At 67.5% G+C, this 15136-nt stretch carries 14 protein-coding genes; 4 read left to right on the top strand and 10 right to left on the bottom strand.

What is annotated here, in order from left to right; all coding sequences use genetic code 11:
- Positions 1 to 138 precede the first annotated feature (138 nt).
- Both BLS50_RS17055 and BLS50_RS17050 read right to left on the bottom strand, forming a co-directional pair.
- On the bottom strand, positions 139 to 825 hold the full coding sequence (locus BLS50_RS17055) for a hypothetical protein (RefSeq protein ID WP_074802852.1): 687 nt from the start codon (positions 823 to 825) through the stop codon (positions 139 to 141).
- 332 nt (positions 826 to 1157) lie between these two features.
- Complete coding sequence (locus BLS50_RS17050; RefSeq protein WP_074802850.1) at positions 1158 to 2642, bottom strand: amidase; 1485 nt, start codon at positions 2640 to 2642, stop codon at positions 1158 to 1160.
- Between the two features lie 364 nt (positions 2643 to 3006).
- On the opposite strand from BLS50_RS17050, the gene BLS50_RS17045 reads away from it, so the two are divergent.
- The gene (locus BLS50_RS17045; RefSeq protein WP_074802849.1) at positions 3007 to 3441 is read left to right on the top strand and encodes a universal stress protein; all 435 of its coding nucleotides are present in this window, start codon (positions 3007 to 3009) and stop codon (positions 3439 to 3441) included.
- Between the two features lie 318 nt (positions 3442 to 3759).
- Here BLS50_RS17045 and BLS50_RS35945 read toward each other — a convergent pair whose 3' ends face one another.
- On the bottom strand, positions 3760 to 3918 hold the full coding sequence (locus BLS50_RS35945; RefSeq protein WP_176934237.1) for a hypothetical protein: 159 nt from the start codon (positions 3916 to 3918) through the stop codon (positions 3760 to 3762).
- Here BLS50_RS35945 and BLS50_RS17040 point away from each other — a divergent pair.
- Together BLS50_RS17040 and BLS50_RS17035 are read left to right on the top strand one after the other, a co-directional pair.
- On the top strand, positions 3917 to 4165 hold the full coding sequence (locus tag BLS50_RS17040) for an adhesin (protein ID WP_074802847.1): 249 nt from the start codon (positions 3917 to 3919) through the stop codon (positions 4163 to 4165). The genes BLS50_RS35945 and BLS50_RS17040 overlap by 2 nt on opposite strands.
- A 151-nt stretch (positions 4166 to 4316) precedes the next feature.
- Positions 4317 to 4790, top strand: a complete 474-nt coding sequence (locus BLS50_RS17035) for a nuclear transport factor 2 family protein (protein WP_074802845.1) — start codon at positions 4317 to 4319, stop codon at positions 4788 to 4790.
- A 22-nt stretch (positions 4791 to 4812) separates the two neighbouring features.
- Here the strand turns inward: BLS50_RS17035 and BLS50_RS17030 are convergent, their stop codons facing one another.
- On the bottom strand, positions 4813 to 5772 hold the full coding sequence (locus BLS50_RS17030) for a BPL-N domain-containing protein (RefSeq protein WP_256334060.1): 960 nt from the start codon (positions 5770 to 5772) through the stop codon (positions 4813 to 4815).
- A gap of 211 nt (positions 5773 to 5983) precedes the next feature.
- On the opposite strand from BLS50_RS17030, the gene acnB reads away from it, so the two are divergent.
- On the top strand, positions 5984 to 8569 hold the full coding sequence (gene acnB / locus BLS50_RS17025; RefSeq protein ID WP_011547436.1) for a bifunctional aconitate hydratase 2/2-methylisocitrate dehydratase: 2586 nt from the start codon (positions 5984 to 5986) through the stop codon (positions 8567 to 8569).
- 148 nt (positions 8570 to 8717) lie between these two features.
- Here the strand turns inward: acnB and BLS50_RS17020 are convergent, their stop codons facing one another.
- From BLS50_RS17020 to BLS50_RS16995, 6 genes are all read right to left on the bottom strand, one after another.
- Positions 8718 to 9119: a PPC domain-containing DNA-binding protein gene (locus tag BLS50_RS17020; RefSeq protein ID WP_074802843.1), complete on the bottom strand. Its 402-nt coding sequence runs from the start codon at positions 9117 to 9119 to the stop codon at positions 8718 to 8720.
- A 74-nt stretch (positions 9120 to 9193) separates the two neighbouring features.
- Positions 9194 to 9745: a GNAT family N-acetyltransferase gene (locus BLS50_RS17015; RefSeq protein ID WP_074802842.1), complete on the bottom strand. Its 552-nt coding sequence runs from the start codon at positions 9743 to 9745 to the stop codon at positions 9194 to 9196.
- Between the two features lie 171 nt (positions 9746 to 9916).
- Positions 9917 to 11317, bottom strand: a complete 1401-nt coding sequence (locus BLS50_RS17010; protein ID WP_074802841.1) for an MFS transporter — start codon at positions 11315 to 11317, stop codon at positions 9917 to 9919.
- Positions 11318 to 11355: 38 nt separating this feature from the next.
- A complete protein-coding gene (locus BLS50_RS17005) occupies positions 11356 to 12600 on the bottom strand; it encodes an NAD(P)/FAD-dependent oxidoreductase (protein ID WP_074802840.1) in 1245 nt (414 codons plus the stop codon).
- Entirely contained in the window at positions 12597 to 13559 is a 963-nt protein-coding gene (locus tag BLS50_RS17000; protein ID WP_074802839.1) for a VOC family protein, read from the bottom strand. The genes BLS50_RS17005 and BLS50_RS17000 overlap by 4 nt, the downstream gene beginning before the upstream one ends.
- Positions 13560 to 13577: 18 nt before the next feature.
- Positions 13578 to 15068 carry an aldehyde dehydrogenase gene (locus tag BLS50_RS16995; protein ID WP_027805903.1) on the bottom strand — a complete coding sequence of 497 codons (1491 nt, stop codon included), beginning with the start codon at positions 15066 to 15068 and terminating at the stop codon, positions 13578 to 13580.
- Positions 15069 to 15136: the final 68 nt, after the last annotated feature.

The following is a 15136-nucleotide window of genomic DNA, read 5'->3' as shown; positions in this document are numbered from 1 at the left end:
GGAACACGCCACGATAGCATCGCGCGAAATCCCCATGGTGTGCGGGACTATTGTGCGTAGCCGGCGCGCGCGATGCCGGCCGCGCATCGCGCTCGCACCGGCACCGGCACCGGCACCGGCACCGGCACCCGCGCTACGTTACGGCAGCAGCTTCAGCGCGGACGACGCCACCGACGGCACCGAAATGCCCTGGCTCGTCGCGAACTGCACGGCCTGGCCGAGCGTCGCGGCAAGCGACTGCAACTGGCCCGGCGCGCTTTGCGCGATATACGTCGCGGCCTGCATGTTCTGCGGATTCAGGCCCGACTGCAGCAGCGACGCGGCGCTCGTCGAGCCGAGACTACCGAGCCCGGACTGCAGCTGCGAATACTGCGTGAGCCCCTGCCCGAGCGACGCGAGGCCGTTGCTGAACGCCTGCTTGTCGATCGGGCCGTGCGTGGCGCCGCCGCTCGCGAACGCCTGGCCGAGCGCCTGCGACACCGATTGCTGCGCGCCGCCCATCTGCGACAGCGTGGCCGGCGACAGCGCATCGCCGCCGGACAACTGGCTCGCGGCCTGTTGCGCCTGCCCGGCCGCCCCCGTCAGCCCCATCGCCGATGCGAGCGACGACTGGCCGTTCAGCACCTGCTGGTTCGCACCGACATAGGCCTGCAGCAACTGCGCGACACCGCCCTGCGCAGGCGCCGCCTGCTGCTGCCCGCCGCCGAGCAGCGACGCGCCGATCGACTGCAGGTCGAGCTGCGCATGCGCGGCACCGCTCACCAGGAGGCCGAACGCGATGCCTGCCGAGGCCAGATGCCGGCCCGTCGCGCGAATGTGCTTCATGTGTTTCCCTCGTGCCCGAATTGTCGAGGCGATATTGTCGAAGCGCGTCGCGCGCCGCCGCAACGACTGAAACACATCGAAACGAAATCAGGGCGCGCCGCTGCTTGCAATTCGGCGACCGACGCACCCCGTCGCGCAGATTCGCGCACGTTTGCCGCACGATGTCGGGCACGCATCGCGATTCTTTCTCGGGTTGCATCAATGGATGCCGGTTCGGGCTTGGTCCGGCGCGCTTCGCGTCGAGCGATGCAAAGCGAAACGGGCAGCTCGCCGCCGCCCGTTTCGTCACCCGTCACCCGGCTACCGGCTACAACCGCCTGCCGGCCGCGCCATCACGCCGCCATCCACGCCGGCACGCGCCGCGCCACCCAGTCGGCCGCCTGCTCGTAACCGTGCGCGAGCTGCAGCACGGCGAGATCGGCGCGCGGGCGCCCGATCAGTTGCATCCCCATCGGCAACCCCGCGTCGTTGAAGCCGACCGGCACGTTGATCACCGGGCAGCCGGCCAGCGTCCACGGCACGACCGTTTCCATCCAGCGGTGGTACGTGTCCATCGCGCGGCCCGCGATCTCCTTCGGCCAGCGCTGCTCGACGTCGAACGGGAACACCTGCGCGGTCGGCGCCGCGATGAAGTCGTAGCGGTCGAAGAAGCTCAGCACCGCCTGATGCCATGCGGTCCGTTCGACGCTCGCATCGAACACCGCCGCGCCCTGCAGCGCGAGCAGCCCTTCGACCTCGTAGATCGCCTCGGGCTTCAGCAGCGCGCGGCGCGCCGGGTCGCGATAGTGCGCGAGCAGCCCGCCGCCCGACAGCAGGTGCCGGTGCGTGAGCCACAAACGCCAGATCCGGTCGGGCGCGAACGCCGGCAGCGCGGCATCGACGTCGCAGCCGATCTCGCGCAGCGTCGCCAGACCGTGCTCGCACTGCGCGAGCACGCCGGCCTCGGTCGCGAGATAGCCGTTCCAGTCGCCGACCCACGCGATGCGCTTGCCACGCAGCTCCGCGTTGAGCGGCTGCGCGAACACCGCCGGATCTTCCGCGAGCGACAGCGGATCGTTGCAGTCGTAGCCGGCCTGGATCGCGAGCAGTTGCGCGACGTCGCCGACGGTGCGGCCCATCGGCCCTTCGATGCCGAGCTGCTGCACGAACACGTCGATGCCTGGCCAGCGCGGCACGCGGCCCTGCGACGGACGGAAGCCGACGATGTTGCAGAACGCGGCCGGGTTGCGCAGCGACCCGCCGAAATCGCTGCCGTCCGCCACCGGCAGCATCCGCGACGCGAGCGCCGCCGCCGTGCCGCCGCTGCTGCCGCCCGCGCTCTTCGTCAGGTCGTACGGGTTGCGCGTCGCGCCGTAGACCTCGTTGAACGTGTGCGAACCGAGCCCGAACTCGGGTGTATTGGTCTTGCCGATGAAGATCGCGCCGGCCGCGCGCATCCGCGCGACGCCGACGGAATCGGCCTGCGGCACGTTCTCGCGGAAGATCGGCGAGCCGTAGGTCGTGCGCAGCCCCTTCGTCATCGCCAGATCCTTCGGCGCCTGCGGCATCCCGTGCAGCCACCCGCGGTATTCGCCACGCGCCAGCTCCGCGTCCTTTTCCGCGGCTTCCGCCAGCAGCGCATCGCGGTCGCGCAGCGCGACGATCGCGTTGACCGCGCCGTTCACGCGCTCGATGTGATCGAGATACGCACGCATCGTCTCGACGCACGAAACCGCCTTGGTGCGGATCGCCGACGAGAGTTCGCCGGCCGACAGGCGCACGATCGGATCGACGGAAATGGAAGCGGGAGCGAGAAACTGCGGGGCGCCGTGCGGCATGCGGGGTCTCCTGGAGTCGGAATGGCGGGCCGCTTGACGGCGCTCGCTCCCCTGCCCGCCGGGAGGCCGCCGCGCCGCGGCCGATGCTCTACTCTACGTGACGCCGAATCCTCGACCTCCGATATTTTCCGCCGCGATTCATTGAAGATCCGACTAAATCCGGGCGCCCCGTGCCGAACTGCCCAGACCGTCACGCTGGATGAAATCGTTTATGCGCATAAACTTAAATTTCTTATATTTTTAATCGGCGCACCACGGGACCGCGCGTGTTGACGACATTTTTATGCGGCCAGCCGATCTCTTTAGATCGTTTCGCGCGACCGCCCGCTACGCTGGAAGCACTTCGTTTCCGGGTTCATCGTCCATGCTCAAGCTGCTGGTTCCGGTCGGTCATTCACCGCGCTCGCTTCAGGCGGTTCGCCATGCGACGTTTCTGTATCGCGAGCGCTGCGCGTCGGAGGTCGTGCTGATCAACGTACAGGCGCCGCTCGAATCGACGCGGCTCGAGGCCTGGCACCCGCTGTCGCGGTTGCGTGCGATCGAAGAAAAATTCGCGGCCGGTGATCTGGGGATGGCGGAGCGGATTCTGAAAGAGGCCGGCGTCCAATACACCGTCGTGGTGAAGGTCGGCCCGGTGGCCGACACGATCGCGGCCGTGGCAACCGAAACCGGCTGCGACGAGATCGTGGTGGTCGCGCCGCGGCATGATCCGCTGCATACGTTGATGGCGGTGTTCCGGCGCAGCGTGATGGCCCGGCTGGTGCGGATTTCGAACGTACCGGTGACGGCGGTGCAATAACGGGAGCGGCGGGTCGTGCGTGCGCATGGTGCGCACGCTGTCGCGCGGCCCTCAGTCGATGGCCTTGCGCCAGAACACGAAATAGGCGGCCGCCGAAGACGCCAGCAGCAGGATGGCCCACATCGGGGCAAGACTGATCAGCACGGAAGAGACGTTCAACATTTGGATTCCTCACTATTTCGACAGCGATATTCAACACCTGCGTGCTTGCCGGACCTGACGCATCGACCTCGCCTCGCGTTCCGTCAAATCATGCATTCATGCTATCGCCTTGAACGGTCGCGTGACCGCCGCCGCCCGCCCGCACCCTGACATTCGTCAAACTCCCCGCATTGCCTGCCCGTCGAACGGCGAAGTAAAAAACAGGACGGGATCGCCCTGCTCCTCCACCGCTTTCAGCAGACGTTTACCGGGGGAAGCCCCAAGTGCTTCGCCGAACGTGTCCGCGTACGCTTGAGCGACGAGGAGACGAACCATGAGACGAGCCGTCCATATCGCTGTTTTTGCCCTGCTGGCGTATCTCATCGGCGATCGCGCGATCCTGCACGCGCAGGGCCGCGACGCCAGCCCGCTCGCGTGCGAGCAAGGCGCCGCGCAGGTAAAGGCCGACGCGCTCGGTCGCGGCTTCGGCGAAGCCGCCGCCGGCAGCCAGAGCGAGGCCTTCATGTCGGGCTGCCTGGTGACGGGCCGCGGCAATCCGGACGTCGCGATGGCGGCGCGCTGACGCGTATCATCATCCGGCGGCGAGCCAGCCACGCCCGAAGTCGCGGGCGCGGGCGCGGGCGCGGGCACCGGTTCGCGCTGCCCGCCGCCACTGCCCCGATCGACATTTCGACGGACGTCACCGTCCGCCCTCCCTGCCCGTTACGCTCAACATGCCCCATTCGAACACCGAGTTGATCCAGCGCTTCTACACGGCCTTCCAGCAGCGCGACATCGACGCGATGCTCGCGTGCTACGCCGACGACATCGTGTTCAGCGATCCCGCGTTCGGCGAACTGCGCGGCGAACTCGCGCGCGACATGTGGCGAATGCTGGTCGCGCGGGCACAGGAGTTCTCGCTGACGTTCGGCGAAGTCGCCGCGGACGACCAGGCCGGGCGCGCGAAGTGGAGCGCGCAATACCGGTTCGCCACGACCGGACGAAGGGTGGTCAACCGGATCGATGCGCAATTCCGGTTTCGTGACGGACGCATCGTCGAGCATCGCGACCATTTCGACCTGTGGCGCTGGGCGCGTCAGGCGCTCGGGATGAAGGGCGCGCTGCTCGGCTGGACGCCCTTCATGCAGCGCGCGATCCGCGCGCAGGCACGGAAAAACCTCGACACATACCGAGCCAAACGAAAATAAGCCGCGCGCCGCGGCCGCTTCGCTACGGCTTCATCGTCGCGTTGATCAGGTCGTAGGCCATGTCCGGCGCCACGCCGTCCGGGTTCTTGAGGCCATTCTCGCGATACCAGCTTTCATCGGCTTCGGGATGCGGGCCGGCAAGGCCGACGCGCCCTTTGCCGTAGCGGTACGTGGCGGCCGCGATGTCCTTGTTCGGGTAGATCGCCAGCACGATCCCGCCGGAGCCGAGCGGCGCGACCGGCAGCCTCGCGCCGTCCTGGTAGTAGATCCAGCGCTTTTTCCCGCGCCAGACGACCGGCGTCACCGTGTCGGCGATGCCGTGCAGCGTCGAACCCGGCCGGTCGACCTCGGAGTCGATATCGCCGGCAACCAGCCCGAAACCCTGCGCGCCGGCCAGGTACGCGCCCATGCAGAGCCCCAGGTATCGGCCGCCGTTCGCGACGTACTGGCGCACGGCCCTGATTGCATGTCGGCCGATGCTGGCTGCCGCGCCTGGAATGTCCTGCCCGCCGCCCGGCTGCACATAGAGCGCCGCACCGGCCAGCGCCGCGGGCGTGATCTTGAGCGGTTCCGCCGGGCCCACGTAGATCACCCGGAACCGGTAGTCCGACTCCCGCAGGCGGGTGGCGATGGTTTCGGGGCATCCGTCGCACGCGGCCGGACCGCGATAGACCAGCGCGACCGGCCGGCTGGCCGCGTCGCGCGCTGCGTCGCCGGTCGTGGCCGCGTGAACGGCCACTGACGCGACGAGCGCCATCATCAGGAAAATCGCGTCTCTGGAGCGCATGTCGTGAATCGCCGAAGTCAAGGGAATCGCCGCCACTCGGGCCGGATCGGCAGGCGCGCGCGTGCCGCCGCCTCCCCGTTCCGAAACCCGATTCAAGCTGCGTGCAGGCAGCGTAGCCATCCGAATGCGCGCCGTGTGTACCGTTTCCTGCTGGCTTGTGCAGATATGTGCGACACCGACGCCCTGAACCGACACCCTGCATCCGCCCGCCGGACCCCGCCCGGCAAGGCCCGCTCCGCCATGCAGCCGCGCCTCCCGTCTTTCGCGCCGCCAAGTCTTATATAAGACATAAGACATTTGACGTTCCACCTCATTGAGATTAGAATCCCGCTCAAAGCAGTGCCTGGAATAGCCCCGGAGTGCCGGCAAGGCCTTCCCCTCCAACGCAATATCAGCAGGTCTCCCCATGCTTGAAAACTTTCGTGCTCACGTGGCCGCCCGCGCCGCGCTCGGTATTCCTCCCCTGCCGCTGACGGCTCAGCAAACCGCCGAACTGGTCGAATTGCTGACGAACCCGCCGGCCGGCGAAGAGCAGACGCTGCTCGACCTGATCACCCATCGCGTGCCCGCCGGCGTCGACGAAGCCGCCCGCGTGAAGGCCGGCTTCCTGGCCGCCGTCGCGAAAGGCGAGACCGCCTGCCCGCTGATCTCGCGCGAACGCGCGACCGAACTCCTCGGCACGATGCTCGGCGGCTACAACATCCAGCCGCTGATCGAGCTGCTGTCCGACGAAGCCGTCGCGGCCGTCGCCGCCGACGCGCTGAAGAAAACCCTGCTGATGTTCGACCAGTTCCATGACGTGAAGGAACTCGCCGACAAGGGCAACGCGCACGCAAAGGCCGTGCTGCAGAGCTGGGCCGATGCCGAATGGTTCACGAGCCGTCCGGAAGTGCCGGAAAGCCTGACCATCACCGTGTTCAAGGTCACGGGCGAAACCAACACCGACGACCTGTCGCCGGCACCGGACGCCACCACCCGCCCCGACATCCCGATGCACGCGCTGGCGATGCTGAAGAACGCGCGCCCGGGCATCACGCCGGAAGAAGACGGCAAGCGCGGCCCGGTCAAGTTCATCGAATCGCTGAAGGAAAAGGGTCACCTGGTCGCCTACGTCGGCGACGTGGTCGGCACCGGCTCCTCGCGCAAGTCGGCCACCAACTCGGTGCTGTGGTTCACCGGCGAAGACATCCCGTTCGTCCCGAACAAGCGCTTCGGCGGCGTGTGCCTCGGCGGCAAGATCGCCCCGATCTTCTACAACACGATGGAAGACGCCGGCGCGCTGCCGATCGAACTCGACGTGTCGCAGATGAACATGGGCGACGTGGTCGAACTGCGCCCGTACGAAGGCAAGGCGCTGAAGGACGGCAAGGTCATCGCCGAATTCCAGGTGAAGTCCGACGTGCTGTTCGACGAAGTGCGCGCCGGCGGCCGCATTCCGCTGATCATCGGCCGCGGCCTGACCGCGAAGGCGCGTGAAGCGCTCGGCCTCGCGCCGTCGACGCTGTTCCGCCTGCCGCACCAGCCGGCCGACAGCGGCAAGGGTTTCTCGCTCGCGCAGAAGATGGTCGGCCGCGCGTGCGGTCTGCCGGAAGGCCAGGGCGTGCGCCCGGGCACGTACTGCGAACCGAAGATGACCTCGGTCGGCTCGCAGGACACCACGGGCCCGATGACCCGCGACGAACTGAAGGATCTGGCCTGCCTCGGTTTCTCGGCCGACCTCGTGATGCAGTCGTTCTGCCACACCGCCGCATATCCGAAGCCGGTCGACGTGAAGACGCACCAGACGCTGCCGAACTTCATCAGCACGCGCGGCGGTATCGCGCTGCGCCCGGGCGACGGCGTAATCCACTCGTGGCTGAACCGCATGCTGCTGCCCGACACCGTCGGCACCGGCGGCGATTCGCACACGCGCTTCCCGATCGGCATCAGCTTCCCGGCAGGCTCGGGCCTGGTCGCATTCGCGGCCGCCACCGGCACGATGCCGCTGGACATGCCGGAGTCGGTGCTGGTCCGCTTCAAGGGCAAGATGCAGCCGGGCGTCACGCTGCGTGACCTCGTCAACGCGATTCCGCTGTACGCGATCAAGCAAGGCATGCTGACGGTCGCCAAGCAAGGCAAGAAGAACATCTTCTCGGGCCGCATTCTCGAAATCGAAGGCCTGCCCGACCTGAAGGTCGAGCAAGCGTTCGAGCTGTCGGATGCGTCCGCCGAGCGTTCGGCTGCCGGTTGCACGGTGCACCTGAACAAGGAACCGATCATCGAGTACCTGAACAGCAACGTCACGCTGCTCAAGTGGATGATCGCGCAGGGCTACCAGGACCCGCGCAGCCTGCAGCGCCGCATCGCGGCGATGGAACAGTGGCTGGCCGACCCGCAACTGCTGTCGCCGGATGCCGACGCCGAATACGCGGCCGTCATCGAGATCGACCTCGCCGACATCCACGAGCCGATCGTCGCCTGCCCGAACGACCCGGACGACGTGAAGACGCTGTCCGACGTCGCCGGCGCGAAGATCGACGAAGTATTCATCGGCTCGTGCATGACCAACATCGGTCACTTCCGTGCCGCGTCGAAGCTGCTCGAAGGCAAGCGCGACATTCCGGTCAAGCTGTGGGTCGCGCCGCCGACCAAGATGGACCAGAAGCAACTGACGGAAGAAGGCCACTACGGCGTGTTCGGCACGGCCGGCGCACGGACCGAAATGCCGGGCTGCTCGCTGTGCATGGGCAACCAGGCACAGGTGCGCGAAGGCGCGACGGTCATGTCGACGTCGACCCGCAACTTCCCGAACCGTCTCGGCAAGAACACGAACGTGTACCTCGGCTCCGCTGAACTGGCGGCGATCTGCTCGCGTCTGGGCAAGATCCCGACCAAGGAAGAGTACATGGCCGACATGGGCGTGCTCACCGCGAACGGCGACAAGATCTACCAGTACATGAACTTCGACCAGATCGAGGACTTCAAGGAAGTGGCCGACACCGTGCAGGTGTAAGCACGCAGTCGGGCTGCGGCGGGTGGTCGACGTCGCAGCGCACCGAAAGGCGCCGCGGGCCGAATGGCCGCGGCGCTTTTTTTTATGCGGGATGGAAACGACGGCGCGACCGCCGCTGCACGACACGCATGCGGCACCGCCGCCCGGCTCACGATGGATCGTGCCGGATCACCAGTTCGTTGAAGCCGGTGCCCGCATCGGGCTCGCGCGAGAAACGATGCGCGGGCAGCAGCGCAAGCAGAATCTCGGCCGTCGTGCGCACCACGCAGCCGCGCGCGACATGGCCGCCCGTCACGCGGCCGTCCGCATCCGAGACCGACATATGCAGATGCGCGCCGTCCGGCGACACCGAGCCGGCCAGCGTCAGGATTTCGAGGTCGCCGCGCAGTTCGGTCGGCTGGTCGACGCCGGCGAAGCGCAACTGCGCGACGCTCAGGCTGCCGATCCCCTGGATCACGAAGGCCGCGTGCGCTTCGTGCCGATGTAGCGCTGCCTCGATAGCGCCGCGCAGATCGTCGCCGGGGGAAAGACGCAGAGGATGAGCTTGCATGGTCGAGAACCTGTGGGTCGATCGGGGTATCGACCAAGCGTACGTTCGCCCGGCGAATCCGGCAAGTCGGCCATTTACGCGCCGCGATCGCTCGCCAGCAACCCGTACAGCGCGCTGTCCGACACTTCGTCGCCGACGATCCAGCGTTCGCGCAGCAGCCCTTCCCGCACGAAGCCGAGCCGCTCGAGCAGCCCCGCCGACGCGGCGTTGCGCGGATCGATATCGGCCTCGAGCCGGTTCAGCCGCAGCGTGCCGAAGGCATGGTCGATCAACGCCGACGCCGCTTCGCGCATGTATCCGCCGCGCCAAAACGCGCGCCGCAGGCTAAAGCCGATCTCGGCGCGCCGGCACTGCTCGTTCGCATGGAACAGCGCGCATTCGCCAAGCGCTTCGCCGGTTTCCCTCAGCGCCAGCACGCAGGTCAGGCTCTCCCCGCTCGCGGACGTCTGCACGTTGCGCGCGACGCGCGCCTCGGCCTGCTCGATCTGCGTCATCGGCGAGAACGAGAAATAGCGCATCGCTTCCGCATCGGACCAGATCTCGAAGAAGGCCGGCGCGTCGGCATCGCGAAGCGGCCGCAGGACAAGGCGGGAAGTAGTCAGCGTGACGGGTTCGAACAGGGGCATGGCATTCGTCTGACGAAATCGGGACCGTGAATTAGAACACGTCAGCCGTGCGCCAACAATCGCGCGTACGCTCGGCGCCGCACACCACTGCGGGAGCGCCGCGAAACAAAAAGGCCCGGGGAACATCGCCCGAGCCTTTCGGTTCCCGCCATCCGCCGCTGCGGCATACGCTTACGCTTCGAGCGCTTCCAGCACCTTCCCCTTCGTCTCGATCCCGACGAAATGCACGGTCACCGCCGCGATCAGCGGCACGACGCCGATCAGGTAGAACGCCGGCGCGAGGTTCCCGCCGATGATCGCGTGCGGCACGATCATCGGCGCGGCGAACGACGCGATCTTCAGCCACGCGCTGCCGAGCCCGCAGCCCGACGCGCGGATGCTCGTCGGATACTGTTCCGGCGTATAGACGTACGCGGTAATGAAGCCCGACGCCATCAGCCCGAGCGACAGCGAGCAGAACACCGCGACCACATACACCGACGCCGCGTGATAGATGCCCGCGAGCGCCAGCGACAGCGCGCACAGCACGAACGACCATACGATCACCGGCTTGCGGCCGAGCTTGTCGACCAGCAGCGCGGAGGCCAACGACCCGAGCACGCCCATCACCGAACCGATCACCGCGAGGTTCAGCGCGAGTTGCAGCGGCGCGTGATAGAAGTTCTTGTAGATCGTCGGCAGCCACGTCGACAGCCCGTACTGGATGAACCCGCAGGTCGCCCACAACGTCGCCACCGCGAGCGTACGCTTGCGATACGCGGCGCTGAACAGGTCGCTCATCCTGCGCTTCGGATGCTGGCGCACCATCTCGTCGAACGCGGCCACCTGCGTGACCGGCGGCAGCTCGCCGCGCACCGATCCTTCGAACACGCCGACCGCACGCCCGGCTTCCGCGAGCCGCCCGCGCGACGCGAGCCAGCGCGGCGATTCCGGCACGAGGTGGGTGAGCACGAGCGACAGGATCAGCGGCAGCCCGCCGACGAAGTACATGATCTCCCAGCCGAAACGCGGCACGAGCCACGCGCCGAGCGCCATCGACACGAGCAGGCCGATCGGGAACACGATCTCGTACAGCAGCACGAAGCGGCCGCGGCCATGTGCGCGCGTGATCTCGTTGATGTACGTCGCGGCGACCGGCAACTCGCCGCCCAGCCCGAGCCCCTGCAGGATTCGCAGCAGCACGAAGATCTCGAAGGTCGGCGCGAAGCCGCACGCGATGCTCGTGATGCCGATCACGGCCGAGCTCCACGCGATCGCTTTCACGCGGCCGTGCTTTTCGGCGAGCGCGGGAAACAGGAATGCGCCGATCAGCTGGCCGATCGCGCCGGACGCGATCAGCATGCCGATCTGCGTCGGCGACAGCCCCCATTTGTGAATCAGCAGCGGCAGCGTCGCCGCGATCGTGATCACGTCGAAGCCGTCGAAGAACGTCGCGGTGCCGATCAGCACGCGTGCGCGGATCTGCATCGCGTTGGCCGGAAGCCGCTCGAGCCGCGCGATGATCGCGCCGGGCGTGGAGGCGGCAGCTTCCGTCGCGGCCCTGCCGGCCACGACATTGTCGAAAGTGCTCATGCGGGGGATCTCCTGGATCTCTTTCCGGGTTGGGCCGGTCAGGCAAGCGCTTGGGTCGTGTCTGCCAGGGCTTCCGTATTCACCGCCCGGCCCTGGTTCATCCACTTGCGCGCGAGCTTCAACTCACGCGCGTTGTTCACGGCGATGACACCTCTCACATGCCCGTCGCCGACAAAAAACAGCGTCGCACGACGCGCGGCGAGATCGCCGCGCACGACGAGCTGCGCATCGGCCGGCAGATCACCGAGGATCTGCAGGTTCACGTCGTACTGATCGGACCAGAACCACGGAATCTCCGCGTACGGTGCACGCACGCCGAGCACGGCCTTCGCCGCCGCGATCGCCTGGTTCTGCGCGTTGGCCCACGATTCGAGCCGCACGCGCCGCTTCAGCCAGCCGTTGTGATGGTTCGCGACGTCGCCGCACGCGAAGATCGCCGGGTCGCTCGTTGCGCCGTATTCGTCGACGACGATGCCGTCGTCGACCGCGAGCCCCGCGTCGCTCGCGAGCGATGCATTGAGCGCGAGGCCGATGCCGGCCACCGCGAAATCGGCGTCGATCGTCGTGCCGTCGGCGAGCGTCGCCCGTACCTTCGACGCGTCGTCCGGTTGCGCATCGAGCGATTCGAGTGCCGCGCCAAGTCGCACGTCGACACCGTTCGAACGATGCAAGTCGAGCAGGAAGTCGGACACGATCTGCGGCACCGAGCGGCCGCACAGGCGCGGCGCGCCTTCGACGACCACCGCTTCGACGCCGAGCTTGCGCGCGGTCGCCGCGACTTCGAGGCCGATCCAGCCGCCGCCGATCACGAGCACGCGCCGGCTCGCGCGCAGCTTCTCGCCAAGCGCGGCCGCTTCGTCGAGCGTGCGCAGGTAATGCAGGTGCGGCGTCTTGACGAGCGCATCGGGCAAGCGGCGCGACGTGCCGCCGGTCGCAATCACGAGCCGGTCGTATTCGATCTCGCGGCCGCTTTCGGTTTTCACCACGCGGCGCGAGCGATCGATCGACGCCGCGCGTTCCGGCTGCCACGCTTCGACGTTCAGAGCGTCGAATTCGTCGGGACGCACGACCCGCACCGTTTCGATATCCGCTTCGCCGGACAGCACGGCCTTCGACAGCGGCGGGCGCTCGTACGGCAGATGCGGCTCGTCGGCGATCATCACGAGGCGGCCCGCGAAGCCTTCGGCGCGCAGCGTCTTCAGCACCCAGCCGGCCGCCTGGCCGCCGCCGATCACGACGACCGTGCTCGGCGCGGACTGCTCCTGTGTGTTTGCTTCGCTCACGATTTGCGCTCCGTCATGAACTTGCCTTCCGGCGCCTTCGCGTTCTTCTGCCGCCGCGTGTTGCCGTCGAGGCCGCCGTCGACCGCCCATTCGGCGAACACGGTCGGGCCCGGCTCGAATTCGCGTGGCTGCCATTCGGGCGTCAGCATGTCTTCGTCCGCGTAGTACTCGATCAGCGCGCCGGCCGGATTCTGGAAGTACCAGAAGTACGCGGACGACACCGGATGACGCCCCGGGCCGAGTTGCGTTTCCCAGCCGCAGCGGTCGATGTGCATGCCGCCGCCGAACACTTCGTGGATGTCGCGCACGGTGAACGCGACGTGGTTCAGGCCGCGCTTGCCATTCGGCAGCGCGAGCAGGAACAGGTCGTGGTGGCCACCGTGCGGCGCGCAGCGCAAGAATGCGCCGCGGCCCGGATAACGGTCCGACGTCTCGAAGCCGAGCAGCTCGTGATAGAACGTTTCCTGCGCGTCGAGGCAGTTCGTGAAGAACACCACGTGCCCGACTTCGACCGGCTCGGCGCGCGCATAGATCGGGCTCGGCTGGTCAACGCGCAGCGTCTGGCCCCACACGTTCGACGGCGAGCCGGTGATGTCGAGTGCGCGCTTGCGCGTCACTTCGATTCGGATCGCCATCCCGTTCGGATCGAGGCAGCCGACCGCATCGTCCTGCGCGTAATAGCCGGGCTGGCCGGCCAGCTTCGTGCGCAGTGCGTCGAGTTCGCGCGGCGTCGCGACGCCCCACGTGACTTCACGCAGCGTCGGGCCGGCCTCGAACGCGGGCGGCAACGACGGATCGTCGGCTTTCACGACCAGCACGGTACAGCCGTTCAGCGTCTCGAAACGCGCACGCGTGTCGTCGTGCGCGATTTCCTTCAAGCCCCAGTCGGCGAAAAAGCGTCGGCACGTCGCGAGGTCGTCGACACCGTACGTGATCTGCTCGATTCCCAAGATGCTCATTGCGTCATTCCCCTTCGCTCAGTTCGCCCACGGCAGCGGCGCGTCGTTCAAGCCCCAGTAGAGGCTCTTCTGCTGCATGTATTCGCGGATGCCGAGACGCCCCTTCTCGCGCCCCATCCCGCTCTCCTTCCAGCCCGAGAACGGCGTGGAGATCGAGAACAGCTTGTACGTGTTGATCCAGACGGTGCCCGTCTCCAACGCACGCGCGATGCGCCATGCGCGCTTGTAGTCGCGCGTCCAGATGCCGGCCGCGAGGCCGAACACGCTGTCGTTCGCCTGCGCGATCAGCGACGCCTCGTCGTCGAACGGCATCGCGACCAGCACCGGCCCGAAGATTTCCTCCTGGCAGATGCGCGCGCTGTTCGGCAAGCCTTCGAGAATCGTCGGCTGATAGAAGAAGCCGTGCTCGCGCCCGTCGCCCGACGGCCGCTCGCCGCCGCACAGCAGCCGGCCGCCCTCTTCCAGCCCGAGCGCGACGTAGCGTTCCACCGATTCGCGATGCTTCGCGGTGATCAGCGGGCCCATCTGCGTGTCGGGCCGCGTCGGGTCGCCCACGCGCAGCTTGCGTGCGCCGGCCACCAGCCGCTGCATGAATGCGTCGTACACCGCGCGCTGCACGAACAGCCGCGAACCGGCGATGCAGGCTTCGCCAGACGAGCTGAAGATGCCGTACAGCACGCCGTTGACCGCGTGATCGAGATCGGCGTCGTCGCAGACGATCGTCGGCGACTTGCCGCCGAGTTCGAGCGACACGGGCATCAGCTTCTCGGCCGCGATGCGCGCGATGCCGCGGCCCACTTCGGTGCCGCCGGTGAACGACACCTTCTTCACGAGCGGATGACGCACGAGCACGTCACCGATCACCGAGCCCTTGCCCGGCAGCACGCTCAGCACGCCCTTCGGCACGCCCGCTTCCTCGCAGATGCGCGCCAGCGCGAGCGACACGAGCGGCGTGACTTCGGCCGGCTTGAGCACCACCGCGTTGCCGCCGGCCAGCGCTGGCGCGAGTTTCTGCGCATCGGATGCGATCGGCGAATTCCACGGCGTGATCGCCGCGATCACGCCGATCGGCTCGTACACGCTCATCGTCAGGTAGTCGCCGCGCGACGGCGTCAGCTCTTCGTCGAGCGTTTCGAGGCAGGCCGCGAAGTAGCGGAACGTGTTCGCGGCGCTGGCCACCAGCACGCGCGTCTCGCCGATCGGCTTGCCGTTGTCGCGGCGCTGCAGGTTCGCGAGCGCTTCGTGGCGCTGCATGATCAGGTCGGCGATGCGGTATAGCACCTGCGCACGCTGGTGCGGCTTCAGGCCGGCCCAGTCTGCGCGACGCCATGCGGCGTCGGCCGCCACGACGGCGTCGGCCGCGTCTTCCGCGTTCGCCGTCGACACTTCCATGTTCACCGACTGGTCGGCCGGATAGATGCTCGTGTAAGGCGCGCCACGGCCGCGCCGCCACTCGCCGCCGATCAGGATGTTGCCGTCGGGTACGAGGCTCGTATCGAAAGGAGTCATGTCACAAGTCCCACAAATCTGTCTCTGCACATCCGCCCTCGCCGTGGCGCGGACGGATGCTCGATGGT

It is taken from the genome of Burkholderia orbicola (assembly GCF_900100915.1).
In the GTDB taxonomy this organism is placed as follows: Bacteria; Pseudomonadota; Gammaproteobacteria; order Burkholderiales; family Burkholderiaceae; genus Burkholderia; species Burkholderia orbicola.
The sequence above is the reverse complement of the archived record's forward strand: the minus strand, read 5'-3'. Positions and strand labels throughout refer to the sequence as shown.